Source organism: Yersinia sp. SCPM-O-B-9106 (C-191) (genome assembly GCF_026183365.1).
Taxonomy (GTDB): Bacteria; Pseudomonadota; Gammaproteobacteria; order Enterobacterales; family Enterobacteriaceae; genus Yersinia; species Yersinia rochesterensis.
This window is the reverse complement of the sequence record NZ_CP110791.1, coordinates 2,643,244-2,670,185: the sequence shown is the minus strand read 5'-3', so window position 1 is coordinate 2,670,185 and position 26,942 is coordinate 2,643,244. Positions and strand designations below refer to the sequence as shown.

Sequence of the window (26,942 nt, the reverse complement as noted above, 5' to 3'; positions counted from 1 at the left end):
CGTGGCGAGAAAGTTACAAGTGTGATGTGATATTCTGACTGAAAAAAAACCGAAATTGTGCATAATCTTTAACGATTTAGCCGTAAAAAGGCTCTTTTTGTAGACGTTATTTTCTACTGTGAGCCGCATTCTGACTCGCTTTATGTCGATTTATCAGGAGTAAGCCCTAAATATTGTAATAATTCATGGGATAAATCCTAAATTTACTTAATGATACAAAGAAGAATGAATTTTTAACGTTGCGCACTGTCCTTGATCGAGTTTTGTGTCTTCTAAAGGACGCATAACAAACCCATAAGCGTTCCCTAATTTTGCCGCCAAACGCAATCTGATGCGGTCATTTTCTGATAACTCGGGTAGCCAACCAAGAACAACACTGTAATTTCCTGTTAACAGCGCTTTTTCCATAGCATCAACAGTTGATAATGGATTGATTTGCCTCGCCTGAACGACTTTAGTTATTGGTAACCCCGATTGCTGTAGCCATAAACGGCTCAATTTCTGTTGTGGGGTTAACCATAGAAGCCATCGAGATTGTTTACCGAGCTGTTGTAATAAAGGAAGCAATAATTGTGCTACTGCAGACTGGTTTTCACTGTACACAAGTTCACTGATAAGGCCACTATCCGTTTGAGTATCAACTCGTTGCGATACATCACGGGTAGCAAGAGAATGATGATTAGCATTATAAGGTTTTAGTGATTGAGTACGCATTATGAACCTCGCCTGTAGTGTGCTGTATGTATATACAGTAGTCACTGTTTGTTCGAAGATCAACTAAATTTTTACAAGATGCTTCGCATTATTGTGATGAAAATACATGAAAACTGATTTTGTGTTTGGCTCTGTTATCCATATTGCGTATTTTCTAATTAGTTGTTCCTCTTACACTTATTACAACTGGATAGGGACGTTGGATCGGATTTTTACTAAAGGAGTAGTGATGAAAAACATATCAGAGAATAAGATAAGACAAGCACAGAATCGCTTTGATTTTTTAGGGAAAATTACGGCTCGCTCACAATTTGGCGGTTATGGGTTGCTAGCCAATGGCATTATGTTTTCAGTGGTTTCTGAGGGGGAGCTGTATTTACGTGCAAATGACAGGGTTGAAAATTTATTTCGTGCCAGAGAAATGACCAATCTTGTTTATGCCAAGCGGGGGATTCCTATTTTATTGCGTTATTATTGGGTGGACTCTCTCTTGTGGGATGACGACCTCGCACTACGCCATTTTGTAAAACAGGCCTATCAAGGGGCTAAATCTGAAGTTTTAAGCAAAAAATGCCCGCCAGTTCGGTTGAAAGACTTACCTAACCTCAGTGCCAGCCTCGAGCGACTATTATGGAAAGTCGGTATCAAGAGTGTAGCGGAATTGAGGTTTGAAGGGGCTAAGCGCTGTTATTTGAAGTTGCGTACGTTGAGGTGTTCACTTGGCGTGAATGTTTTATTGGCTCTTGCTGGGGCGATCAGTGGCCATCACTATGCTGCGCTGCCCCTCATAATGCGCAGTGAACTTATTGAATGGTTTGAAATGCACATTCGCACAGACGATGTTTCACAATATGAAACAGCATAAAGAAGGGCCATTGATAGAAACTGGCCCTGGGTTCAATTAGCCAGTGTGGCCGATACGTTTATTGAGCTCACTGAGTTCAGGTAATAGTTCAAGCAATAAGCCAATCTGTTGTAATACCAATTGATCTTTGCTCTCCGGCTCAGGATTACAGCTCTGTAGCCGGGTTGATAAGCCGGCTAACACTTGCGCCATTTTTATACTGTCGGGTTGTTCTTGCTCAAGTGTACCTTCAACATAACAAATAGCATCGTTGAGCAACCTCAGCGTAGCTGTATTGGTCAGCTTTTCACGATGAGCGCCTAGCGCAGATATATAACTGAGCATAGTGTGGTTGAGACAAAGTAAACGAAATGCGGCTTCCTGAGTTTCTTTGTCGTTCTTGGGCTCTGCTGACATATTTGAAATGACGGAAGCCAATTCGGCATCGCAATTATGAGCATCACGGCGGGCAATACGGTAAGGCAAACTATTATCTCTACCTTGATAATATTGCACTAAGATAGCATCCAGATAGCGGCAGTTCGCATTAAGTGTTCTACGAACTACGGCGGGAAGTTGGCGGAATTTCCAGTCTGGCCAGATAAAACTCACCGCGACCCAGGCAATTGCGCAACCGAGCAAGGTGTCAAACACGCGGGGTGCAGCAACCTCAAATCCCTCTCCGAGTAAGTTAAAACACAACAAAACCAGCAACGTAATGAACATCGTCGCGTGGGCATACTGAACATTGCGGAAAGCAAAAAACAGCACGCCGGTAATGACAATTAGGATTAACTGGCCCTCAATGGAAGGGACGAAATAGAGGATTGGTAGTCCGATCAGGATACCCGCCAAGGTGCCAATGATGCGCAGCGCCAGGCGACGCCTGGTTGCATTGTAGTTGGGTTGGCAGACAAAAAGGCTGGTCAGTAAAATCCAATAACCGTGTCGCATGCCGGTCAGTTGAATAAATGCATAACCCACGCAGAGTACTACTGACATGCGGACAGCGTGGCGGAAAAGTGCGGACTGTGGGGTCAGATGGCGGCTGATCCGCAATTTTATATCGCTCCATCCGGTGATACGGTCGTCAGATAGGCGGCTTTCAGGTTGTGGCCCTTCAGCAAGGACTTGCTCTGATTCAATCCCCGCTAATTGGGCATCAATGGCCCGCAGGTTTTTGAGCAAATGGGAAAGCGCTTTAACTTGCGGCACATTCTCGTTTTGAGCTAATTCTCTGGCAAGGGCTGCATCCAGGAAAGTAAACGCCCGTTCGAAACGCGGGTCATGCTGATATTTCTGTCTCATGAGAATTGATTGCGACAGTTGCACACAAGCTCGGGATTGCATGTTCAGCAGACGTTGAAAGCGGAATAACACGTCGCTGTAGCGGAATTTTTCGCGCAATATTTGATATTGAACATGGGATGAACTGGCGCGTTCATGAATATCTTGCGCCACAAAATAATAGTGGAGGGTTCGTCGTGTTTCGCGCTGGCCGCGATCGCCTTTCAGCCGCGTAACAAGTGAGGTTTTGGCTTGATTCAGTGTCGAGACTAATGTGCTATTGGCCATTGCAACATCAATAAGCGGCTGGTTAACCTCAGATTCAATATCAGGATCAAATAGGTTGGCTTTTGCTTCCAGGTATTGAGCCAGGTGTTGATAGCAGCGGGCCAAATTATCCTGTAAGGGTCGGATAGGGAAAATAAGGTGTCCACATAGGGTCAGCACGTTATACCAGACGGCACCGAGTATCAGTAGCAAAGGTTGCTGATACCAAATATGGTACATCGAAGTGCCCAACATGGTGTAGATAGCAATTAACAAGGCACCAAAGGCGATAGTGGCATAACGTTGGCCTAAGGCGCCCAGCAAGATAAAGCCACAGGTTGAAAAAGTCAGGCCAAGGGCAAAGAGCCAAGGATAAGGAAATAACAGTTCAATAGAGGCTGATGCGATAAAAAAGCAAATCAGTGTGATGAATAGATTGCGCAACCGCCCAGCCAGGCGGTCATCAAGATCAGTTAATGCTGCGGCCACGACACCGAGAGTTAGGGGGATTGTCAGTTTGGGCTGCTCAATCCACCAAGGAACCGCCGTTACACCCACCAACGCGATAAAGATACGAACATGATAAAGCAGGCTGCTATTGTAGATATAACGGCGTAAACCAGTGACGAAAGTGAGCACAAAAAACCTCTAAAAACAGAAAATTCAGCGTTGCTGATACTGGCGTTGAGCATTAGCCATTCTTGCCTGTTGCGCCATTTCGACAGAAACGACACGGCGGCCTACTGGCCATAACGCAATAGCGGCAATCTTAAAATTGGCAATTCCGACGGGAATACCAATTATGGTGATACATTGCACAATTCCGGTTGCAATATGTGATAAACATAGCCACCAACCAAATAAAATAAACCAAACGATATTCAGTAAGGAACCACTGGCGGATAACAGAGGATTACTTTTTTCTGGGTATAATTCATTGACATGGATCGCCTCATTGCCATAAGGGAGAAATGATAACTTGGTAATCTCCCAGCAAGAGCGAGTTAATGGTAAGGTGAAAATCAGCATGACACTGACCACGGTGGCCAATAACCAACCCAATGTGGTGAAGAAACCATCTAAAACAAAATTAAGAATATTCAATACAGTACGCATAGTGATTAATCTACCTGGCTGAATAAAAACCGCAATGCGGGTGAGTGATAACTGGCGTTAGCTATTCTATACGCATAGCACCGGTTAGTTTCCTTTGTTAACTATCGGATACCTGTTGTTTAAACTCAATTATTTTATTTACACTCCATCATGTTATTTCAATTCACTTAATACGAGTAATGGCGCGCAGATATGGAACTTAAAGCGACATCTTTTGGCAAGCATCTGGCTCAGCATCCTTATAACCGGGTTCGCTTGCTGAATGCGGGCATCGAAGTATGCGGTGATAAACATCAATACCTGATTCCTTTCAACCAGTTGGTTAACATTCAATGTAAGCGCGGTATTGTCTGGGGCGAGATGGAGTTTGAATTGCCGAATCAGCAAGTTGTGCGCTTGCATGGTACCGAATGGCAGGAAACGCAACGTTTCTATCATCATTTACTGGGCATCTGGCAGCAATGGAGTGAGGAGATGAGCCTGGTTTGTGTTGAGGTTTTACATAAACAAGTTGAATTAATTAAGCGAATTGAGCAGCAGGATAAATGGTTTAAACGCAGTGAGTTAAGTCAGGTGCAGGCGTCTATTCGCGAAGCTTTCACGTCATTGCCGATCCCGGTTCAGCGTTTAACCGAGTTTGATTCTTGCCGCGCCGATTATGAGCTTTGCTTGCGCTGGCTGGATCAGGGTAACCGCAGTGTTGATCGTCGCAATCAGCAATGGACTCATCGCATGTTGGAAGAACATCAAGATTTCTTCCAGAGCGTAGAAACTTCGCCCCTCAATGAGTCGCAAAGTCGGGCGGTCGTCAACGGCGAAGATTCGGTATTGGTGCTGGCCGGTGCTGGCAGCGGCAAAACCTCGGTGCTGGTTGCGCGAGCGGGTTGGTTACTGCGCCGTAATGAAGCACTGCCGGAGCAAATTTTACTCCTCGCTTTTGGCCGTCAGGCTGCCGATGAAATGAACAGCCGCATCAAGCAACGGCTTGGTGTGGATGATATTCAAGCCAAAACTTTCCATGCACTTGCGTTGCAGATAATCCAGCAAGGTAGCCGTAAAACGCCAGTGATTAGTCAACTTGAATCTGACAGCCAAGCCAGACGGTCGCTGTTGATCAAACATTGGCAGCAGCAGTGCAGTGAAAAAAAGGCGCAGGCTAAAGGGTGGCGAGAATGGCTAACGGATGAGTTGGCGTGGGAAGTCGATGATGGCGAGTTTTGGCGTGATTCGCGCCTTGCAGCCCGGCTGGCTGGGCGGCTTGAACGTTGGTTAGGGTTGATGCGTATGCACGGCGGTAGTCAGGCCGAAATGATTGAGCAGGCTGATGAAGAAGTGCGAGATCTCTTCCAAAAACGTATCCGACTAATGGCACCGTTACTGAAAGCATGGAAAGCAGCGCTGAAAGAAGAGGGGGCAGTTGATTTCTCCGGGCTGATTCATCAGGCTGTTAACTTGCTGGAAAAAGGGCGGTTTGTTAGCCCGTGGAAACACATATTAGTCGATGAGTTTCAGGATGTTTCGCCACAGCGCGCCATGTTATTGACTGCTTTGCGTAAACAAAATAAGCAAACTTGCCTGTTTGCGGTTGGGGATGATTGGCAGGCTATTTACCGGTTCAGCGGCGCAGAACTTTCTCTCACAACGGCTTTTAGCCAGAATTTTGGTGAGGGCGCTGAGTGCGCATTGGATACCACCTATCGTTTTAATGACAGGATTGGTGAAATTGCTAACCGGTTTATTCAACAGAATCCATACCAATTGAAAAAACCACTGAACAGCTTGAGTAAAGGTAATAAAAAGTCAGTGACTATTTTGCCGAATGAACAGCTGGAATCGCTATTGGATAAGTTAAGTGGTTTTGTTAAGGATGATGAGCGCATTCTTATTTTGGCCCGCTATCATCATTTGCGGCCAGCAATTTTGCAAAAGGTGTCCACCCGCTGGCCGAAGTTAACCATTGATTTTATGACGATTCATGCCAGCAAAGGTCAACAAGCAGATTATGTGATTATTGTTGGTTTACATGACGGGAGTGATGGTTTCCCGGCAGCGGCGCGCGAGTCAATTTTGGAGGATGTGTTGCTACCGGCCCCTGAAGATTTCCCTGATGCGGAAGAACGGCGTTTGCTGTATGTCGCCATGACGCGAGCAAAACATCAGGTTTGGCTACTACAAGATACGGCTAACCCCTCTATTTTTGTTAATCAACTTAGCGAGTTAGGAGTGTCAACTCAGCGCAAACCCTAGAATGTCATTGCATGAAAAATTTACATGTGCAGTTTTTTGTTAAAAATAAAGCCCAGGGGGAATCCCCTAAATAATTCGAATTGCAGGAAGGCGGCAATTGAGCGACAAATCGGTCGGGAACCGATTTGAACAGCATTTATGCTGCCCGTAGGGTGAGCCTCATCGCTGAGGCTCACGAGTCCCCAGGAGCTTACATAAGTAAGTAACTGGGGTGAGCGAAGGCAGCCAACGCCCATGCAGCTTGAAGAGTGACGAGGTATGGTATCAGTCCAGTTATCGCCCCCGAGCCTAATGATTATTTCAGGCGTTGCTGTAAGTAGCGCTCATAATCCGGTATCGCAATGGTCACTTCACTGCTAAATAAGATGGAGCCAATCAAGAAATCGGCGGTAGAGCGGTTGGTCGCGACCGGAATATTCCACACTGTCGCCAAACGTAGCAGGGCTTTGACATCTGGGTCATGTGGTACAGCATTGAGTGGGTCCCAGAAGAAAATCAAAATATCAATTTTCTTCTCAGATATCAGCGCTCCAACTTCTTGGTCACCCCCCATTGGGCCACTGAGCAAGCAGCGGACATCAATCCCCGTTGCTTTCTGTACCAGGTTTCCGGTGGTGCCCGTTGCATAAAGTTCGTGCTGTGCCAAAAGATCTCTGTTTTCCATGACCCATTCGAGCAGAGATTTTTTGCAATGGTCGTGGGAAACCAGTGCAATGTGTTTACGTGCCGCAATAGTGCGGGTGGTGAGTTCCATCAAGTTTTCCTTCAATGTACCCGTCATACTTCAAGCTGCATGGGCGTTGGCTGCCTTCGCTCACCCCAATCACTTACTGGTGTAAGCTCTTGGGGATTCACTCAGTTGCCGCCTTCCTGCAACTCGAGTTATTTAGGGTATGAGTGCCAGCGGTTTGCAGACAGATTACTGAAATGGCGATTTTGTGCATAGGGGTAACGCCAAGAAATGCGAGGGGACAAGCATAACCTGATGTTTAAGAACGCCCTTGGTTCTACCTCACTACTTTGTGGATTGTTTTTTAGCCCACAGTAGAAAACGCTGTTGCGTTTCGGCATCGGTTTGTAGGAACCAATATTGCAGCATTTGTTCTGCCACATTCTCACCTTGTAAATTGGTCTTTTTCTGGGCGGTATTCGTGCCCGCAACTGCGATTGTTGTTCCTGGCACAGCACTCACCGGTGATGGCGGGATCTTGGCAAAAGACGGAACCGAAGCGCTGAATTGCCCGACGTTATAGGTGGCCATGGCTGTTTCAAGGGTTGTAGCAGTATTGAGATTATCCTGATGCAATACATCGTGGCGTACCGATAATGGCCGTCCGTTATCACCTATAAGCTGATATGTCGGGTTTTTAGAGAACTTGCTGGCATCTCGTTCAGTCTCGAGAGTGGGTAATTGTATCGCCACCGAGCTGATATTGCGGGTGTTAAATACCACCACTAATGGCGGGGAGGCATATAATATCTTCGGGTCAGCCGGAAGAGGTTTTGCAACTTTGAACAATATTTGATGCTGTCCATTATTTAATTCCAAGCTATCAGCCCCTTTGAGCAGGGATCCTGACATATTTTTACCATCGACCACCAACAGGTCAATTTCCGGCGCGAGTTTTAAGGTCGTGGCTATAGCGGAAGCACTACAGCTAACGGCCAGAATCCCTGCGACCACCAGACCAACTTTCATGTGCTACTCCTGAGGGTGATATCCGTTTATATTGTCAGACACGCTAGATTATGTGTCAAAGTCTTTCCGGTTGCCCATATTTATTTACTTTCTGAAACAATCAGTATAACTATATTGATGTTATCTCAATGAATTTTAAAGATTAGATAACCAATCTAACAGTTATTCCCACTATACCTATTACATCAAATCAATTAGACGGCGTTTATCATCATTTTTCTACATGATATACACTTGCTATCACCTGACATGTGTAAATCCATCTGGATGCAAATGGATTGAAATACTCTTTTAGCGCATCAGAGGAACTGAAAATGCACGATAAAGACATTGCTGACATTCTCCAACAGGTGAAGACAATTGCATTAGTGGGGGCAAGTGATAACCCTGCGCGGCCCAGCTATGGTGTTATGGCTTACCTGCTACAGCAGGGGTATCAGGTGACGCCTGTCAGCCCCAAATTGGCGGGGAAGACATTATTGGGTCAGCCGGTTTATGCTGAATTGGCCGACATCCCTTATCCTATTGATATGGTTGATGTATTTCGTAACACTGAAGCGGCATATGGCGTTGCGCAGGAAGCCATTGCTATCGGAGCCAAAGTGCTGTGGCTACAAATTGGTGTGATTAATGAGTTAGCGGCAACATTGGCGGCAGATGCAGGGCTAAAAGTTGTTATGGATCGCTGTCCTAAAATTGAAATCCCGCGATTAGGACTCGAGAAAGAGTAATTTTTCTATCCCCGTCATCTTTCAATATGCAGGGGTGTTGGCTGCTATCATTTACCCAAGTCATTGAGTTATCTCAACTCCTTGGGTTCATTCTGTTGCCGCCTACCTGCAGCCCGAAATCTATTGGGTATAAAAAAACCGGCAACCAATGCCGGGTTTTATCAATCAGTGCAAAACTTAGTTGCGCAGGCGCGGAGCCTGTAATTGATGGCGGATAGAAGCGGCCAATTCATCTAATGAAGGTTGCTCCGGGTGAGCATCCATATCTTCATAAGTCAGCTGCGCTTCAGCCAGATAAGTATGTATCGGTTGCCCCTCATCATCCTCAATAACCACGTGATACCAAGGTGATGAACGCAAAGTATCATTATTTGCAACTTCATCAGGAGCTGGTGGCTCAAGAGAATATTCAGGATCGATATCAATCACTACACCCAAGTAGCCATGTAGGCTGTGGCGAACCTGCTGCCCAATACCGAATTTGCTGGCGATCATGATAACCTCCGGATAAACATTACGCTGCCATCTATATGAGGGCAGTGCAGGGCATTTCAAGTCACATTATCCGACACGCAAAGCCTTTCAGGTACAAACCCTCAGGATATGTCGCGATAACAGGGTGGTCCGCGGCCTGACGGAACTGCTCTATAAATTGTATATCATGGCCTGCATCTAATGCAGCATCGGCTAAAATTTTCTGGAATAAATCTATTGGCATCAAACCCGAGCAGGAGAAACTTAATAAGATGCCGCCGGGGCGTAATAGCTGTATAGCTAACATATTAATATCTTTATAACCACGGCAAGCGCTGGCCAGTTGACTTTTATTTTCCACAAATTTCGGTGGGTCCATGATGATCATGTCAAATTTTTCCCCTTGTGCGCGGTAATTACGCAGCAATTGGAACACATCATCACGAATAAACTCGGTTTTGCTCAAATCTAACTGGTTCAGCTCGATGTTTTGTTTGGCAATATCCAATACTGATTGCGAGGTATCAACACTGATAACTTGTTGGCAATTCCCCATCAACGCCGCGACGGCAAAGGCCCCGGTATAAGAGAAGCAGTTCAGAACGCGGCGGCCCTCAGCATAATGACGCGCGGCGAGGCGGCTATCGCGCTGGTCTAAATAAAAGCCTGTTTTATGGCCTTGCTGAATATCGACTAGCAATTGCATTCCGTGCTCAGTGATAGGTAACAGTGCCGGGGGCATTTCGCCACAGACAGTGCCCTGAGTCAGCGGCAAACCTTCTTTTTTACGCACCGAAACATCGGAGCGGTCATAAATAGAGCATTCCGGGTAGCACTGTTGTAATGCGCTGACCAGCGCTGCGCGTTGATATTCAGCCCCTGCCGACAACAATTGCAATACCAGGAAATTTTGGAAGCGGTCAATGGTGATGCCCGGTAAGCCGTCGGATTCACCGGCAATCAGGCGGTAGCCATTCAAACCATCGCGTTGCGCCAACCAATCCCGCCAGGTTTGCGCCCGTTGTAGACGGCGAACAAAAAATTCACTGTCGATAACTTCATCTTGTTGGAACGTCCAGACTCGCGCCACAATTTGTGATTCAGGAGAGTAGGCGGCGCGGGCCAGCCATTTACCCTGACTATCAAGAACATCGATGGTTTCACCGGGAACTGCATTGCCTTCAAGGTGTTGTACGGCCCCAGAGAAAATCCATGGATGGCGACGAAGTAAGGATTTTTCACGTCCTTTAGCAAGAAATAGGCGCATTGTAATATTCTTATTAAATCAAAATAGTTGAAATTGATAAGCCATTATCAATCAAAATAAGGCCATTATGATATAGCAATATCATGCCGCTCACTACCACGACGGTCTTGATATCTGGCGGCCATTGGGGCGATTCTGTGTCTTATGGGCGGGCATATTGTGTTCAACAGGGCGACTAAAAACTTTTTCACTACTATATTCATAGAGCTATATGAATTCATAGAGCTATAGTATTCATAGAGATATAGTCTTCATAGAGATATAGTAACTTTCTTTCTGCCAAATAGGGACAGCATCATGACGAATAAGCAAACTGACTTAGCACTCACAGAAAAACAAAAAGAAGAAATTGACGAGATTGCGTTACAGCGCGTCCAGGCAATGAACAGTGATGAGTTTCTGTGTAATAGCATTGACCAAAAAATTCACTCGATGGAAGAACAGGTTAAATCTTATTTCCAGTCGCGTTTTTCGTTCCACTTGAACCAAAAGAACGGTGATAAATAGATGCGGGGTTAATATGGCAAAAGTATGCACCGCGGCGTATGTCTATGGTGTGGTTCAAGGTGTAGGGTTTCGCTATAGCACGCAACGGCAAGCATTGGCGTTAGGGGTGACCGGTTATGCCCGCAATTGTGACGACGGCAGTGTAGAAGTGGTGGCTTATGGTGAACAACAGGCGGTCGAGCAACTGATGGCGTGGATTAAACAGGGCGGGCCACGGGGGGCGCGAGTTGATCGCCTGCTGACAGAGCCTCATCCTGCCACGCCATTTGAGACATTTAACATTCGCTACTAACCAACCCACCTAGAATATAGTCGCCAATTAAATACATTTCACCGGTTTTGGCAGCCCGGCAATTTTTGTCGCTTGCTTGGCTGGCCCCTTAGGGAATAAACGGTAGAGATAGCGGCTATTACCTTTTTCTTCGCCATATTTTTGCGCCATAGCTTTTACCAACATTCGGATGGCTGGTGACGTATTGAATTCCTGATAAAAAGCGCGCACAAAACGCACCACTTCCCAATGAGGTTCGGTGAGGGTAATGCCTTCTTGTTCAGCTAATATCGGGGCCAGAGCTTCACTCCAGTCTGCGCTATTTTTCAGGTAACCCTGAGTGTCGGTATCAATCGTGCGGCCTTCAAACTCCAACATACAACCTCGGTGGTTCAATCAATGAAACGGCTGCTAATTTAGCAAATATTTGCCGGTACCCCAAAGAAGTCTGTGCTGTTGCTGGGTAAAATGGCCTCTAGATAATAAATATTCGGAGCGGTTGTACAGTGAATCATCATCATGATGATTAATTCATCATTCGATAATCAGATGGCGGCTTTTTGGGCGATTAAACACAAACAAGCTTTACAAGCGGCGGAGCTCTGTTTATAGTTCGGCTCGTTGCGGAGGGGTGGCCGAGTGGCTGAAGGCAACGGTCTTGAAAACCGTCGACGGGTAACCGTTCGAGAGTTCGAATCTCTCCTCCTCCGCCATCATTTCTCTGTTTCTCCCGCTGATTATCTTTGCTTAATCTCCTAAAGTACCTCAATTTTATCAGTCATATTCTTTCTGACATAACAAAACTAGCAAAGCCCGCCCACAAAATAGTGAACTATAAGTTTTTCAAACTCTCTGTTGTTCGTCACATCATCCGCAGCAGAAAAAGGCTTAATAACATTTTGGCTAAACCTCATTTTAAACCCTTTTTTTAACGTACTTTTTAACTTATTGATTTTATATAAAAAACCCCAAAATTTTAAAAAATCATTTTTTATTACTACGGTCTAATGCGCTTTTATTATCAGTAAGTTATCTGTATTGTTCTACTGTTCACTGCCGCACAGGCAGCTTAGAAAGCAAAGATTGGGGGATAAAAACCAATCCAGCCGTTCACTGCCGCACAGGCAGCTTAGAAAGCTGAATGATGACTCCAGCGCCAACTCGAATCGTTCACTGCCGCACAGGCAGCTTAGAAAGTCATCGTCATTGCACATCGGCCTTGATGGGCGTTCACTGCCGCACAGGCAGCTTAGAAAGGTGGCATACGAAACACCGGATGATTCGCTTAGTTCACTGCCGCACAGGCAGCTTTAGAAATCTATCCGACTTCTTATTTCTCCTTTCTCGTTTCATACCTCCAAAGAGGTATATGTTTGATTTTATGCAAAAATTGTTTGGTGCTGAGTTTTTTTTGAGCTGGTTCATAAAATCAAATACCCACACAAAGAATATTTGATCTAAAACAAGCATTGTTACTACAACAAATCATTTACTGAAAATCCTCCTTACTATCTCCATAACCCGCACTGGGTAAATCTGTCATGGGTATCACTGAGTGAGTGTCTTACATTCCGGTGCGGGTTTAAAAATAAAAAAATGACTGTCTGGTGCAAGCACCGGCGGCGTCCGGTATGGAAAAACACACTGGAGTATCTATTGTGAGCAAATTTATAAGACAAATGTCGGTAGGGATATTGGCGCTATTGGTCATCGGAGGGGTGTTTTCTGTGTCGGCAGCACCTACGCCGCCGATTGAGGCCCGCAACGATAAGTTCGCGCAGCAGCATGCGGATCAGTTCACCTCTTGGTTGAAAACCAAAGAAAGTGGGCCGCGAGAAGATGCTTTGGCCGAAGATCCTAACTTGGTGATTCTGTGGGCGGGTTATCCTTTCGCCAAAGATTATAACAAACCGCGCGGGCATGCTTATGCCGTCACTGATGTGCGGGAAACATTGCGCACAGCGGCCCCCAAAACCGCGGAAGATGGCCCATTACCCATGGCGTGTTGGAGCTGTAAAAGCCCGGATGTCGCCCGTTTAATCAATGAACAGGGGGAGGAGGGCTATTTCAAAGGCACATGGGCCAGAGGCGGCCCGGAAGTGGTCAATCAGTTGGGATGCGCCGATTGCCATGACACCGCCTCGGCCGATTTTGCGGCGGGCAAACCTGCATTGGTGCTATCTCGCCCCTATATTGACCGCGCGCTGCAATCTATCAACAAACCTTTCGAGCATGCCAGCCGCCTGGATCAACAGTCTATGGTGTGCAGCCAGTGCCATGTGGAATATCACTTCGCCGGTAAAGATAAAGCCGTGAAACTCCCTTGGGATCAAGGGACTGATGTGGATTCGATGGAGAAATATTACGATGAAATTGCTTTCTCTGATTGGGTTCACCCTCTGTCAAAAGCCCCTCTGCTGAAAGCGCAACATCCTGAATACGAAACCTGGCGTGCAGGTATTCACGGTAAAAATAATGTCAGTTGCATTGATTGCCATATGCCGAAAATCCAAAATGCGGCGGGTAAAGTGTATACCGATCATCAAATTCGTAATCCCTTTGATAGCTTCGAAACCACCTGTGTTAACTGCCATACCCAAGATAAAAAAACCTTGCAAGATATTGTCGCCGAACGCAAAGCCAGCATTCAGGAGTTGAAACTGAATGTTGAGAAACAGTTGGTTCATGCGCATTACGAGGCCAAAGCGGCTTGGGATGCAGGGGCGACGGAGCAAGAAATGCAGCCGATTTTGCAGGATATTCGCCATGCGCAGTGGCGCTGGGATTACGCCATTGCTTCCCACGGCATTCATATGCATGCACCGGATGTGGGGCTGCGGGTTCTCGGCGGCGCGTTGAATAAAGCCGCAGACGCCCGTACCAAATTAGCGCGCTTACTGGCCACCAAGGGGATTAGCCACGAAATTCCACTGCCGGATATCTCCACCAAACTCAATGCGCAAAAAGCGCTGGGGATGGACATGGATAAGCTGAACAGTCAGAAGCAGGAGTTTCTGCAACAAGTGGTGCCAGCCTGGGATGCCGAAGCCAAAAAAGCGGGCCGTTTGAGCCAGTAAAAGGCGTTCCGGTGGGGTAAAACACCTGCCGGAGCTATTCCAGAGACAAACTGGCTCCCACTTGGAGCCATAGCAAAGGTGGAATAACTATGCGCGTTTTACGTTCATTCTGTTCAGCAGTGTTGCTGGCAGTGTTGGCTCTGCCCACATTCGCCACAACATCGGCCGAACCGCCGAAAGCTGCCGACTCGCGCCATGTGGTGGAGCCGCAGCGCAACCCGGATGCAGCTTGTGTCCAATGCCATAAAGAACAAAAAGATGAGTTGCACGGTAAACATGCCGGAGCCATCAATCCGAATACTCAACTGGCGGTAACTTGTACTAATTGTCATGGAAAAGCATCAATACTGCACCGAAATGGCGTCAAAGATGTGATGCGTTTTAATAGTGATATGTTGAATGCCGATAAGGCGATGTTCAATGTGTCACAACAAAACAGTGTTTGTATGAGTTGTCATCAGCCGGAAAAATTACGCGAAGCATTCTGGCCACATGATGTGCATATGCTGAAACTTTCTTGTGTCAGTTGTCATCAGTTGCACCCCAAAACAGATCCAATGCATGGGCTGGATGATAAAGGGCGGGTCAAAATCTGTGTGGATTGCCATCGCCGTCAGCAGGAGTTGCTACCTAAGGACGCGCCATGAAGACCAATCGTCGTCACTTTATCGTCAGTATGGGGGCGCTGATTTTTATGACCAGCTCATCTGGGCGGTCATTGGCGCTGAGCGGCACGATTGATGGTGTTCGTTACGGTATGTTGCATGACGAAACCCGCTGCATTGGCTGCACCGCCTGTATGGATGCTTGTCGTGAAGTTAATCAGGTGCCCGCCGGTGTTTCGCGCTTAAGCATCATCCGCAGTCAGCCTATTGGCGAGTTCCCGGCGGTGAAATATCAGTTTTACCGCCACTCTTGCCAGCATTGTGATAAAGCGCCGTGTGTCGATGTTTGCCCCACCGGGGCTTCTTATCGCGATAAGGCGACCGGAATTGTTGACGTCGATCCTGACCTTTGCGTCGGGTGCCAGTATTGCATCGCGGCCTGTCCGTATCGGGTTCGCTTTATTCATCCGGTGACGAAAACCGCCGACAAATGCGATTTTTGCCGCAAAACTAATCTCAAGCAGGGCAAACAACCGGCTTGTGTCTTGTCGTGCCCAACTAAAGCACTGGTTTTTGGCAATTTGGATGATGCCAACAGTGAGTTGGTGAAGCTGTTGCATCAGCGCACGGTCTATCGCGCCAAGTTACATCTGGGAACACAACCGAAACTTTATCGTGTTCCTTTCCAGTATGGGGAGATAACCGGATGAGTCCTGCACTGAATACGCCCTTTCATTTTGAGTCATTAGTCTGGGACTGGCCGATTGCTATCTATCTGTTTTTAATAGGGGTTTCGGCCGGGATGGTGGTGGTGAGCTTGCTGGTTAAGTGGCGCGTCTTGGGGGAGGATGCCGCGCAAAGTGGCTTACTAAAATCCACCGCAATTATCGCGCCACTGGCAGTTATCGCGGGTTTGCTTATTTTGATCCTGCACCTTACCCGCCCCTGGACTTTCTGGAAGCTGATGTTTTTCTACAGCAGCAGCTCGGTGATGTCATTGGGCGTCATGTTATTTCAGATCTATATGTTGGTGTTATTGGTTTGGCTGGCGGTGATATTCCGCCGGGGAATAACGGCATTTTTACAGCCTTATCCTAAGTTGAGCTGGATTAGCGCGCTACTGAATAAACTGGCTCCAATTGAACGCAAACTTGAGCCGTTGATGATGTTTCTGGCGGTCGCATTAGGGGCTTATACCGGTTTTCTGTTATCCGCGTTGAAGAGTTACCCACTGTTGAATAACCCAGTATTGCCGGTGTTATTCCTGTTTTCAGGTGTTTCTTCCGGTATCGCCGCCATGGTGCTGTGCTCGGTGGCTTTTTTCAAAGAGCCGCTCCATAGCCCGGCATTGGCTTTTGTTCATCGATTGGAAAAACCGGTGGTTTGGCTGGAGCTTTTTCTGCTGTTGGCTTTTTTTACCGGACTATGGTTTGGCGGCGGACAGAAAGAAGTGGCGGTGACAGCCGCCCTCGGCGGCGGTTTCTGGGCGCTGATGTTCTGGTTCTGGGTGGTTGGCTGCGGCATGGTGCTGCCATTGGCTCTAAACCGCTATTGCAGCCATAACCTGCGCCACCGGGTCTCATTCCTGCTCACGGTTTCCGGTTTAAGCTTGTTCGGCGTATTCGTTTTGCGTTTTTTCATTCTTTATGCCGGTCAGATGACCCTGGTGTGATGGGGAATAGTGTGATGGAAAAATGGTCTGATGGATAAGGTAGAGTGATGGATAAAATTCTATGACAGGAGAGTTTGGGCTGCTTTCACTGCTGGCGGCGGCGTCACTGGCGCTATTGCTCGGTTGTGTGCCCTTTATAGCTTTGTATGGGCGGCGAATGCCATTGCTTGTCTGGCTGCCGTCGCTCAGCTATGGCGTGACTTTATTGATCACATTGGCGCTATTGGCTCTGGGGTGGTGCTTTGTCACCAATGATTTTTCTGTATTGTATGTTGCCCAGCACGCCAATAGTCAGCTCCCACTGTTTTATAAAATTGCGGCAATCTGGGGTGGGCACGAAGGTTCCATGTTATTTCTGCTGTTTGCACTGAGCTTGTGGAGCAGCGCGCTGACACTCTTTCGCCACCATTTTCCGTTGCGATTCTTTGCCCGCGCCTTGGGCGTGATGGGCTGGCTGCTGGTTGCTTTCAGCGCTTTTATCCTCTTTTTCTCCAACCCCTTTGTGCGATTATTCCCCACCTTAGCGGAGGGGCGCGATTTGAACCCGATGCTGCAAGATCTCGCGCTGATATTTCACCCTCCGCTGCTGTATCTGGGTTATAGCGGTTTTGCCATCAGTTTTGCTTTTGCGGTCGCGACATTGCTTGAGGGCAAAAGTAGCCAAAATATAGCGCGTTACAGCCGCCCATGGGTGCTGGCGGCTTGGGGGTTATTGAGCATCGGGATTTTACTGGGCGCTTGGTGGGCATACAGTGAATTGGGCTGGGGAGGCTGGTGGTTCTGGGACCCGGTAGAAAATGCGTCATTATTACCCTGGCTTACCAGCACGGCACTATTGCATATTTTGGCTATCAATGAGCGGCGCGGTTTGTATCATCAATGGGGCATTTTGCTGTCATTGGTGACATTTCAGCTCTGCTTGTTAGGGACTTTTATCGTCCGCTCCGGCGTGTTGACCTCAGTTCATGCTTTTGCTGTTGATACCGCCCGTGGCGAGGTTTTACTGGCGCTATTTGGCATGGTGACATTGATTTCTTTGATGTTATTTGCACTGCGGGTGCGGGGTAATCACCGCGCGGCTGATTTCGCGTTATTTTCTTTGGAAACCTTGCTGCTGGCGGCGCTAGTGTTACTCAGTATCGCGGCGGTTACGGTGTTGATTGGTACTTTATATCCTTTAATTTTCAGTGCATTAGGTTTGGGTTCACTCTCTGTTGGTGCGCCTTATTTTAACCAAACACTGACGCCTTTTGTGTTGCTGTTGTTATTGCTGATGGGGGTCGCGCCATTTGCTGATTGGCAGCAAAGCCGCAAAACCCCGCGCTGGCGTCTGGTGGCTCCTGCATTGTTGGCTATCTTCGGGGCGCTATTCAGTGCGGGCTGGTTTCAATTTCTATGGCAACCACAATCACAATGGCAGCCAGCCATGATGCCGGGCGTCACACTGGCTCTTTGGGCATTATTTGCCCCGCTGTTTGCCGCCAAGATCCGCTGGCGCTCATGGTTGATTCATGGCGGGGTGGCCATCAGCTTGCTGGGCATGCTGTTTGCTTCCTATCACTCGACGGAGCTGGGCAGCCGCATGTCACCTGGTCGCGAAGCAACATTGGCGGGCTACCAACTGACTTATCAGCAAACCGAATTACTGGTCGGCCCGAATTACACCAGCGAACGGGCGCACATCAGGGTGAGTCAGCATGGGCGGCCTATCACCACATTGTTACCTGAACGGCGGCATTATACCGCGCGTGAAATGTTGATGATTGAGCCGGCGATAGCCAGTGGCCCCTTGGCCGATTTTTATGCCGTGTTAGGGGATAATCTGTCTGCCGGGGAGTATAGCGTGCGCTTATATCATAAACCGATGGTTAGCTGGATTTGGGGCGGCGCATTGATAATGGTGTTTGGTGGCGTGCTGACACTGTGGCGTAGAGCCAAACCTGCCAGTGATATTGTGGAGGACAAATGAAACAGCGGTGGCCTTGGTTGCTGGTTCCAGTGCTGGCCTTTTTCTTAGGATTGGTGCTCTACAGCGGCCTAAATCGTGACCCGCATCATATTGAGTTAGCAGAGAAAAACCTGCCAATCCCCGAGTTTTCATTATCTGAATTACAGCAACCAGAACAAAAAATAACGCGGAGCCAACTGCTGGGGAAAGTGACTGTGATTAATGTATGGGCCAGTTGGTGCGCCAGTTGCAAACAAGAGCTGGCGGTATTAGACCAGATTGCTAGCAGCTTAAATAAAGTACAGTTTTACGGGTTGAATTACCGCGACGAGCGCCAGGCGGCATTGAATACACTCCACCGCTACAGCAATCCTTATCAAAAGAATCTTTATGACCCACAAGGGATTTTAGCGCTGGCGATGGGAGTCTATGGCACCCCCGAAACCTGGCTGATTGATGCTGATGGTATTATTCGCCAGCGCTATGCGGGTGAAATGACATTAGAGATATGGCAACAGCAGTTTATGCCATTATTGGCGCAATGGGCTGAGGCGGAAACACCATGAAAACCCTTTTGCTGCTGTTATCACTGGTTTTCTCGCCGTGGGTGTTGGCCGATTTGGTGGATACTTACCACTTTAGTTCGCAACAAAATCAACAACAAGCGCTGGCACTGGCAAAAGAGTTACGTTGCCCACAATGTCAGAATCAAAACTTATTGGAATCAACATCACCCATCGCGCAGGACTTGCGCTTAGAAGTCTACCGGTTGGTGGAAGCGGGGCACAGCTCTCCAGAAATTATGGCCCTGATGACTCAGCGCTATGGTGATTTTGTTCTTTATAGGCCGCCGGTGCGCAGTGCAACATTGATACTGTGGTTTGGGCCGGGAGTGCTGCTGGCCGGTGTGTTAGGCGGATTAGTGTTACGCATTCGAAACCGAGCGGCCTCAAGTTCAAGAGAGGGGCGCTGATGATATTGGCAATCGGAATGGCGATATTATTGCTCATGATTTTAAGCGGCATATGGTGGCCTTGGTTACGGCAATATGGTCGTCTGAGTTGGCGCTGGCCGTTGGGATTGAGCTTGTTGCTCCCGATACTTATTCTGTTGGGATATCAGCAATTAGGTCACTATGCCGCGGTGCAGCAGGAAGTTTTGCGCCAGAAAGAAGCTACGCGATTGAACAATATGTTGGATAAGCAAAGCAGTGACCCCACATTATTTCTATTACAGCAGCGTATCCGACAGTCACCTGATAACAGTGAACTCTGGTTTAGTTTGGCTCAATATTATTTGTATCAGAATGAATTTGAGGACGCGCTGGTGGCATTGCAGCAGACAGAACGTTTGCAGGGGGCGAGTGCTTCAATAGATGCTGCCCGAGCGACTCTGTTTTATTATCAGTCAGGGCAAAAAATGACTGAGGATGTGACCTATTGGCTACAGCAAGCACTGGCAAAAGATCCGTTGCAATACACCGCACTGATGTTGCAAGCCAATGATGACTTTATTCATGCCAAGTATGCACAAGCTATAGTTATCTGGCAGCAATTACTCGAAAGCCCCCATCCTGACGTCGATCGCGCGATGATTATCCGAGCCATTACTTTAGCTCGAGCACTACAGTAGAGTCGTCATCCAATAAAACGCGGTTGTAGCCCAAATAATAGACAAAAAAAACCCTTACCAATCTCATTTGGTAAGGGATGCCAATTCGGCCAACACCAGGGAAACATTATAACCGGTTACTTATCATACGATTAATTTAGGTTATTCAAATGACTTAAGTCAAGTTTATCAAAATTACATTAATATGTTTAATGTTTATATGTTTTTGAAGAATATTTTTTTACACTCTTAGCGGCATTAATACACTTGAAAGTAGGTTGCAGCTTAAATGCGTGATAGGCGACAAGATAAATTGCGTATTGTGACGATAAAATCGTCCGGGCAGGGCTGTCACATAGCAAAGCGATTTTGGGGGCTGGAATCAGTAAAAAGATCAAACGCAAAGAGCTTTGATAGTTTTAATACAAACAGTTTTGAGGGTTTTGACATCCAGATGCGCTATAGGTGTGAAGCAATAATCTTATTGGCATCTTTTTAGGAGAAAAGTGACATTAGACAGGATTTTTAAACCAGAAATGGTTATAACGAAACAATGTTTCATTTCTTGTTTGAAAGGATGTTGACGTGGACCGGAGTCCTCCGCTTTTTACCAATAAAAAATTTGTTTTTCTTGTCGCGACATTTTGTTGCCTTCTTTGGGGCAGTGCCTATCCGGCGATAAAGAATGGCTATGCGCTGTTTCATATTGCACCAGATGATATTCCGAGCAAGATGGTATTTGCGGGTTATCGTTTTTTATTGGCCGGAGTGGTGTTGCTATTTTTTGCTGTGGCCAGCGGCAAGGCGATTGGCCGCCTCAAAAAGAGCCAATATAAACAAATTGCTCTATTGGGACTAACACAGACAACGTTACAGTATGTGTTTTTCTATATTGGTCTGGCCTACACCACGGGTGTCAAAGGCTCTATCATGAATGCGACAGGTACATTTTTCAGTGTGCTATTAGCGCATTATATTTATAAAAATGACCGCCTGACGTTCAATAAAATCATTGGATGCGCTTTAGGCTTTGCCGGTGTCATGGTGGTGAATTTTGGTTCCGATTTAATGGACTTTAATTTTTCCTTGATGGGCGAGGGTTGTGTGGTGTTGGCGGCTTTTATTCTATCCGCCGCCAGTATTTATGGTAAACGGATCTCACAAACCATGGACACCACCGTGATGACGGGGTATCAGTTGGCGATCGGCGGGTTAGTATTAACGCTGGGCGGCTATCTCTTTGGTGGCTATTTAAGTGATTTTGGTTGGCAGGCATTATTGTTGCTGGGCTATTTGGTGCTGTTGTCGTCGGCCGCCTTTGCACTGTGGAGCTTGTTGCTGAAATATAATCGAGTCGGCATGGTGGCGCCATTCAATTTCCTTATCCCGGTTTCTGGTGCGGTTTTATCCGCCATTTTCCTGAACGAAAGTATTTTAGAATGGAAGAATGCCATCGCCCTAATATTGGTCTGTGTGGGGATTGTTTTGGTTAATAAAATTAAATCAGTGTAGAAGAAAAACTGGAAAGTGTGACCAAAAAGTAATCCTATAATGTATTCGCTGTAATAGATGATTACAGCGAATACAAAGTACGACTCTTGCCGTCTTGACTGAATGGCTATGTCATTGACTCTGCTTTTTAGTGATCAATATTTGGCATTGCTGAATGATAGATAAGAAGGGTATCAAGCTTTGCTCAAAAGCGTGCGATATGAGTGCAATATTTTCAGACTCATGTTGCAAAATAGCAGCATAGCTATCGCACTGATTCATTAGATCCTCAAACTGGAGCAAACTTAACATTCTTTTAATGCTATAGACTATCTCGAGTCTGGCTTCTTTATCTTCAGGATGCGTATTTTGTAACTGTTGGATATTTTCATTCACTGCATCTGACAGAACATTGACTATAGCTAATAACGTGTCTTGGTTACCATAAGCATTTTTCTCTAATAGTGTGAGTAATTTGTAGGTCTGTTGCGATGACTTAATATTGTCTAGTATCTCTTGTAGTTGTTCAATTGATAATGGTTTGGCGATGAGTCCGGTGGCCCCAAGTGCCAAGCTCTTCTCTTCGATTTCTTTTTCAATACGGTCAGTATAAATATAACAAGGTGGTGGATATTGGGTAGATTCTACCAGCGTTTTGAGTACATCGTAGCCTGTTATATTTTTCATGGTTAAGTCACTAATAACGGCATCAAGTGATCCTTTCTCCACTAGCTGTTTTAATTCAAGCAGGTCATTAGTCTCGCTAACATTAACCCCATATTCTAGAAGTTGGGCTTTAAGTAAGATTTTACTGATGGAATTGTCGTCAATAATAGCGATATGAAGCATGCTATAATTGCTGTCGACAGCATTTTTTTTCGCGGTTGCAAATGTAATATCTGTTTTTTTACTGTGTATAGCATCGAACCAACCACCAATTAACATGACTTGTTGCTTATCACTGTTTTGAGTTGGTGATATCCATTGCCTAATGTAGAAATCGATATCTGAAATTTTATACGTTTGACCCGAATTTATCTCTCTGTTAGTTGTGTATGCGGTCTCGTGTAATTCCATTATCTTTGACAAGCTGTTTGGTGCCAGAGATTGAATATCTTGCAATGAGCTAATACTGTCAGGGTCTTTGATTGAAAGGAAATCATAAAATGCTTTGTTGGCTAAAATAATATCGCCATTGACACTCACTTTATAAAGCGGGGACGGGGTTGCATCTATAATTTCTTTTAAGTTACTGTTATATAACTCTAAATTGGTCTTTCGGCGTTTTCTTAGGCGGCTATTTATATAAATGATCACACTAATTGCTGCTATAACAACTAATACTGATAAAGTCAGGTAAATAATAGTCGGAATTCTTGGCGCAATGGTGGAGGGAGGGGTTATTGACTTTGACCAATGATAGTCAATCATCTCTAAATTGTTATAAGGTAATGTAAGCATGACATTTTTAATAATATCATTGAGGATGGTATATTTACGATTAATTGTAAATGCTATGACCGCCGGTGGATTGGTTAATGGGTATTCTTTTAGTTTTTTTTCGTAAAAATATTTAATCCAATAAGATGATACAATTTTCGGCATAATAGCAATATCTGCTTTATTATTAACGATGGCACTTAATAAATCTAATTCTGAACCTTCAATAGTGATTATTTCTGACTTGGGAAATTCAGCCGCAATTTCCTGAATGACTTTCTGGCCCTTCACCAGCACAATACGCTTACCATTGATATTTTTTGAGCTTTGGATATCGTTATCACTTGCCCTTGCAACCGCGACGAATCTTGAAATATAAAATGGCGGACTGAAAATGGTATTAGGTGTGTAATTTGATGTAACACTGCGATGAGCCCCCATATCAGCTTTTCCTAATGAGACATACTCAATCATTTCCCCTAATGATTCGACAAACACAGGTTTAAATTTAAGACCGGTACTGGCTGAGACAATATCCAAAAGTTGTGCCGATAACCCACTAAAATTACCTTCATCGTCCTGGTATCCTATTGGATAAGAGTATTTAGGCACCGCAACAATGATGGTTTTTTTCTCTGCCACCCATTCTTTTTGTTCGGGAGTTAATTGAATTCTTTGATAGTTACCTAATTGGGCATAATTAAGCCAATACATCTCATCGTCGTTAGGATATTTGGACGACTTCTCTGTCATGAAGGAATTAAGTGCATTAAATAATTTTCTATCAATAGAGGGCGTTAAGGCAAAAATAAATTTTGTATCATAATTATAAGTTAACGGCGCATATTGAATATTTGCTGCGTTTTCTTGCACGATACGGTTAGTGTTAAAAATACCTGCAATATAGATAGAATAAGGATCTGCCAGTAAAACCTTTAGAACTTCGGCCTCGGGCAGATCTTCTATTATTTGAGCATGAGGATAAATCTTTTTCAGGCTTTCAGCGGAAATCTGTTGTGAGAGTGAATAGACTGTTTTTATGTCTCTCTGGCGCTGGCTGTTTTGTAGTTTATAAAGGCGAGTTTGCCAAAAAACCGGTGAGTTAATGGCAATTTTACATTGTGTTATTTGAGTAAACCCAATAGCAATACTGATTTTTCCGCTTTCTAAATCATCACATAAATCATTTTTATTTTTATAATGAACATATTCAAATTGAAAATTATTTATTTCGCTGAATTGATTGAGATAGTCGACAGCTAACCCACTGGGCTGTGAAGTTCCTTCGCGAAACACAAGTGGCGACAGGTTATCAAGATAACCTACATTAACTAATGTTCTGATTATTTCTTGTGGGGCAGCGACAGTGCCATAGGTTAAAAATGTCAGAACAACGAAAATGATACCGGTTAAAAAATTTTTCATAATGACTGGCTCTTTATATAGCCTAAGTGTGACATCGGGCTAAATTTAGGGTTTTAGTGCTTGAGTTTGTATTCTTGACCGTGGAGAAAACACTATTCTGACATTAGAATTACCAGGCGAATTTATAATGTTATCTGTCAGCTTATACTCACGACCTTAGAGCGAATGCATAGAGAGAATAATTAACTACGTCGTGTACCAATAAGAACTGTGGCTACTAATTCATTATAAACCACTGATTATAATTCACAATATATACTATTATTGATTAATTTATCAACAAATATATACAACAGACCAACATTTCTTAATCTATTGTATTTAATGGGTTTTTTTTGAAATGGAATTGACTGAGACTAGAATTCACCACGGGCACATATTTATATTGCCAATAAAATACAAGAAAACTCTTAAATAAATTAAGCGAACTCTAAGCTCGAGTTGAATATTAGGTCAAGCGGTTGTGCTACTCAACTCAGGCTTTATCCGTGACTATCTTAACCCCGACCCGGCTCACTCGGTCAGATTCCATTTCGGCAATTGTCCACGTCAGACCATCCCATTCAATCTGATCACCAATAACCGGCTCACCACCAAAGAGATAGAGCACGAATTGGCCCAGTGTTTGTTGTTTATCAACACCCGGCTCCAGATTGAGACCATAAATCTGAGAAATATCATGAAGTTTTGCATCAGCATCAAGAATAAAGTCGCCGAAGAAACGCTCATCCAACTGGATGCTGGGGGACTGGCTGAAGAGTTTCCCAAGTGCGGGTAAATCATGCTCTTGACCAATAACACACAAAATATCGCCCTCTTTCAGGCGGGTGCTGCCGGTGGGATGTAAGAGATCCTTGCCACGGAACAGTGCGGCAATGCGCGTGCCCTCCGGCATTTTCAAATCACGCAGGGTAGCTCCGATACACCATTTATCACAGCTGAGCTGATAAATGAATTGCTCCCACTGGTTATTCTTATCAATGTCTAAACCAATCCGTGCCACTGGCGCGAGGGCAGGAGGCACCACCAGTTTTGTTTTGCGCGCCGCGAATGACAAACTGGTGCCTTGCAGCAGCAGTGAAACCAGCACCACGAAAAAGGCGACATTAAAGAATAAATTTGCATTGGGTATACCCGCCATCATCGGGAATACTGCCAGAATAACTGGGACTGCACCGCGTAAACCGACCCACGAAATAAAGATACGCTCGCGCAGATTAAAACTGGGGAAGGGCAGTAGGCCGATGAACACTGACAGCGGTCGGGCGAACAAAATCATCCACAATGAGAGAATTAATGCCGGAATGGCGATCGGCAACAACTCACTTGGATTAAGCAGCAACCCTAATACCAAGAACATGCCAATTTGGCTGAGCCAGGCCAGCCCATCAAAGGTTTGCAAAATCCCAGAGCGGTTGCGGATGGGGCGATTGCCCAGTAGCAAGCCACAGAGATAGACCGCCAAAATACCGCTGCCATTTAGCGCGGTGGCGAGTGAAAAAACCAGAATCCCGCCGCATACCGCCAGTAATGGATATAAACCACTGGGTAATTCTATCCGGTTGATGAGTAATATCAGTAAGCCGCCGCCGCCCAAGCCGATGAGAATACCCAAGCCAAATTGTTGAATTAAGTGCACCAAAAACATCCAGCTTAGGCTAGTTTCACCGGCTGAAATCATGGAAATCAGAGTCACGGTCAAAAAGACGGCCATGGGGTCGTTACTGCCCGATTCTATTTCAAGAGTGGCGCTAACACGTTCGTTGAGACCTTTCCCACCTAACAGTGAGAAGACCGCCGCCGCATCGGTTGACCCTATAATTGCCCCAATTAATAAGCCTTGAATGATATCTAAATCAAATAGCCAGGCAGCGGCCATGCCGGTTAGGCCAGCAGTAATCAATACCCCGACTGTCGCCAGCGAGAGGGCCGGCCACAATGCGACGCGGAATGATGATGCTCGGGTGCGCATACCGCCATCTAATAGAATGACGGCCAACGCCAGATTGCTCACCAAATACGCGACAGGATAATTATCGAAAGCAATTCCACCGATGCCGTCGGTACCCGCCAACATGCCAATGGCCAAGAAAATGACCAAAATGGGGATGCCCAGGCGGGAAGAGAGTGAACTCAGTAAAATACTGGCTCCCACCAGCACAGCGCCAATCAAAAAAAGGCTGTTAATAGTGATGGCGTCCAATGTGGGAGGTCTCCTGATATGAAAAGAAATGGCGGGTGAGCAGAAT

At 45.8% G+C, this 26,942-nt stretch carries 24 protein-coding genes, 1 tRNA gene and 1 CRISPR repeat array; of the genes, 15 read left to right on the top strand and 10 right to left on the bottom strand.

What is annotated here, in order from left to right; genetic code table 11:
• Positions 1-207 precede the first annotated feature (207 nt).
• The gene (gene sulA / locus OP863_RS12375) at positions 208-714 is read right to left on the bottom strand and encodes an SOS-induced cell division inhibitor SulA (RefSeq protein WP_265525351.1); all 507 of its coding nucleotides are present in this window, start codon (positions 712-714) and stop codon (positions 208-210) included.
• Positions 715-943: 229 nt separating this feature from the next.
• Here sulA and OP863_RS12370 point away from each other — a divergent pair, with 229 nt between their 5' ends.
• Positions 944-1,579: a TfoX/Sxy family DNA transformation protein gene (locus tag OP863_RS12370; protein ID WP_038632176.1), complete on the top strand. Its 636-nt coding sequence runs from the start codon at positions 944-946 to the stop codon at positions 1,577-1,579.
• Positions 1,580-1,615: 36 nt separating this feature from the next.
• Here the strand turns inward: OP863_RS12370 and yccS are convergent, their stop codons facing one another.
• Together yccS and OP863_RS12360 are read right to left on the bottom strand one after the other, a co-directional pair.
• Entirely contained in the window at positions 1,616-3,751 is a 2,136-nt protein-coding gene (yccS, locus tag OP863_RS12365) for a YccS family putative transporter (protein WP_038632178.1), read from the bottom strand.
• 24 nt (positions 3,752-3,775) lie between these two features.
• Entirely contained in the window at positions 3,776-4,228 is a 453-nt protein-coding gene (locus tag OP863_RS12360; RefSeq protein ID WP_265525350.1) for a YccF domain-containing protein, read from the bottom strand.
• 192 nt (positions 4,229-4,420) lie between these two features.
• On the opposite strand from OP863_RS12360, the gene helD reads away from it, so the two are divergent.
• Positions 4,421-6,475, top strand: a complete 2,055-nt coding sequence (gene helD, locus OP863_RS12355; RefSeq protein ID WP_145589850.1) for a DNA helicase IV — start codon at positions 4,421-4,423, stop codon at positions 6,473-6,475.
• Between the two features lie 295 nt (positions 6,476-6,770).
• Here helD and OP863_RS12350 read toward each other — a convergent pair whose 3' ends face one another.
• Together OP863_RS12350 and OP863_RS12345 are read right to left on the bottom strand one after the other, a co-directional pair.
• Positions 6,771-7,229 (bottom strand): methylglyoxal synthase, encoded by a 459-nt coding sequence (locus OP863_RS12350; RefSeq protein WP_038632183.1) that lies wholly within the window; start codon positions 7,227-7,229, stop codon positions 6,771-6,773.
• A 261-nt stretch (positions 7,230-7,490) separates the two neighbouring features.
• Positions 7,491-8,174: a DUF2057 family protein gene (locus OP863_RS12345; protein ID WP_038632185.1), complete on the bottom strand. Its 684-nt coding sequence runs from the start codon at positions 8,172-8,174 to the stop codon at positions 7,491-7,493.
• 314 nt (positions 8,175-8,488) lie between these two features.
• Between OP863_RS12345 and OP863_RS12340 the strand changes: the two genes are divergently transcribed.
• Entirely contained in the window at positions 8,489-8,905 is a 417-nt protein-coding gene (locus OP863_RS12340; RefSeq protein ID WP_038632187.1) for a CoA-binding protein, read from the top strand.
• A gap of 177 nt (positions 8,906-9,082) precedes the next feature.
• Here OP863_RS12340 and hspQ read toward each other — a convergent pair whose 3' ends face one another.
• Together hspQ and rlmI are read right to left on the bottom strand one after the other, a co-directional pair.
• Complete coding sequence (hspQ, locus tag OP863_RS12335; RefSeq protein ID WP_050115704.1) at positions 9,083-9,400, bottom strand: heat shock protein HspQ; 318 nt, start codon at positions 9,398-9,400, stop codon at positions 9,083-9,085.
• 61 nt (positions 9,401-9,461) lie between these two features.
• Positions 9,462-10,652, bottom strand: a complete 1,191-nt coding sequence (rlmI, locus tag OP863_RS12330) for a 23S rRNA (cytosine(1962)-C(5))-methyltransferase RlmI (protein WP_186368301.1) — start codon at positions 10,650-10,652, stop codon at positions 9,462-9,464.
• Positions 10,653-10,943: 291 nt separating this feature from the next.
• Here rlmI and OP863_RS12325 point away from each other — a divergent pair, with 291 nt between their 5' ends.
• Together OP863_RS12325 and yccX are read left to right on the top strand one after the other, a co-directional pair.
• Positions 10,944-11,153 carry a hypothetical protein gene (locus OP863_RS12325; RefSeq protein WP_038632193.1) on the top strand — a complete coding sequence of 70 codons (210 nt, stop codon included), beginning with the start codon at positions 10,944-10,946 and terminating at the stop codon, positions 11,151-11,153.
• A gap of 13 nt (positions 11,154-11,166) precedes the next feature.
• Positions 11,167-11,445, top strand: a complete 279-nt coding sequence (gene yccX, locus OP863_RS12320) for an acylphosphatase (protein WP_038632195.1) — start codon at positions 11,167-11,169, stop codon at positions 11,443-11,445.
• Between the two features lie 27 nt (positions 11,446-11,472).
• Here the strand turns inward: yccX and tusE are convergent, their stop codons facing one another.
• Entirely contained in the window at positions 11,473-11,802 is a 330-nt protein-coding gene (gene tusE / locus OP863_RS12315; RefSeq protein ID WP_145589846.1) for a sulfurtransferase TusE, read from the bottom strand.
• 247 nt (positions 11,803-12,049) lie between these two features.
• Between tusE and OP863_RS12310 the strand changes: the two genes are divergently transcribed.
• The 10 genes from OP863_RS12310 to OP863_RS12265 all read left to right on the top strand — a co-directional run bounded on the left by OP863_RS12310 (position 12,050) and on the right by OP863_RS12265 (position 21,849).
• Positions 12,050-12,137 (top strand) — tRNA-Ser (locus OP863_RS12310).
• A gap of 334 nt (positions 12,138-12,471) precedes the next feature.
• A CRISPR array of direct repeats spans positions 12,472-12,741; the repeat unit is 30 nt; unit sequence CGTTCACTGCCGCACAGGCAGCTTAGAAAG.
• A gap of 362 nt (positions 12,742-13,103) precedes the next feature.
• Positions 13,104-14,501, top strand: coding sequence for an ammonia-forming nitrite reductase cytochrome c552 subunit (nrfA, locus tag OP863_RS12305; RefSeq protein ID WP_186368300.1), 1,398 nt, complete (start codon positions 13,104-13,106; stop codon positions 14,499-14,501).
• Between the two features lie 89 nt (positions 14,502-14,590).
• A complete protein-coding gene (gene nrfB / locus OP863_RS12300) occupies positions 14,591-15,148 on the top strand; it encodes a cytochrome c nitrite reductase pentaheme subunit (RefSeq protein WP_050291279.1) in 558 nt (185 codons plus the stop codon).
• Positions 15,149-15,177: 29 nt separating this feature from the next.
• The gene (gene nrfC, locus OP863_RS12295) at positions 15,178-15,816 is read left to right on the top strand and encodes a cytochrome c nitrite reductase Fe-S protein (protein ID WP_404273969.1); all 639 of its coding nucleotides are present in this window, start codon (positions 15,178-15,180) and stop codon (positions 15,814-15,816) included.
• Complete coding sequence (gene nrfD, locus OP863_RS12290; protein ID WP_145589339.1) at positions 15,813-16,778, top strand: cytochrome c nitrite reductase subunit NrfD; 966 nt, start codon at positions 15,813-15,815, stop codon at positions 16,776-16,778. The genes nrfC and nrfD overlap by 4 nt, the downstream gene beginning before the upstream one ends.
• A gap of 61 nt (positions 16,779-16,839) precedes the next feature.
• Entirely contained in the window at positions 16,840-18,747 is a 1,908-nt protein-coding gene (locus tag OP863_RS12285) for a heme lyase CcmF/NrfE family subunit (RefSeq protein WP_265525349.1), read from the top strand.
• A complete protein-coding gene (locus OP863_RS12280) occupies positions 18,744-19,292 on the top strand; it encodes a DsbE family thiol:disulfide interchange protein (protein ID WP_038632205.1) in 549 nt (182 codons plus the stop codon). Before OP863_RS12285 ends, OP863_RS12280 begins: the two co-directional genes overlap by 4 nt.
• The gene (gene nrfF / locus OP863_RS12275) at positions 19,289-19,699 is read left to right on the top strand and encodes a heme lyase NrfEFG subunit NrfF (RefSeq protein ID WP_038632207.1); all 411 of its coding nucleotides are present in this window, start codon (positions 19,289-19,291) and stop codon (positions 19,697-19,699) included. The genes OP863_RS12280 and nrfF overlap by 4 nt, the downstream gene beginning before the upstream one ends.
• Positions 19,699-20,358 carry a cytochrome C heme lyase gene (locus OP863_RS12270; RefSeq protein ID WP_038632209.1) on the top strand — a complete coding sequence of 220 codons (660 nt, stop codon included), beginning with the start codon at positions 19,699-19,701 and terminating at the stop codon, positions 20,356-20,358. Before nrfF ends, OP863_RS12270 begins: the two co-directional genes overlap by 1 nt.
• Positions 20,359-20,922: 564 nt before the next feature.
• Positions 20,923-21,849 (top strand): DMT family transporter, encoded by a 927-nt coding sequence (locus tag OP863_RS12265; protein ID WP_145589343.1) that lies wholly within the window; start codon positions 20,923-20,925, stop codon positions 21,847-21,849.
• 111 nt (positions 21,850-21,960) lie between these two features.
• Here the strand turns inward: OP863_RS12265 and OP863_RS12260 are convergent, their stop codons facing one another.
• Together OP863_RS12260 and OP863_RS12255 are read right to left on the bottom strand one after the other, a co-directional pair.
• Positions 21,961-24,693, bottom strand: coding sequence for a transporter substrate-binding domain-containing protein (locus OP863_RS12260; RefSeq protein ID WP_265525348.1), 2,733 nt, complete (start codon positions 24,691-24,693; stop codon positions 21,961-21,963).
• Between the two features lie 475 nt (positions 24,694-25,168).
• Positions 25,169-26,896, bottom strand: coding sequence for a potassium/proton antiporter (locus tag OP863_RS12255; RefSeq protein ID WP_038632214.1), 1,728 nt, complete (start codon positions 26,894-26,896; stop codon positions 25,169-25,171).
• Between the last annotated feature and the right edge of the window lie 46 nt (positions 26,897-26,942).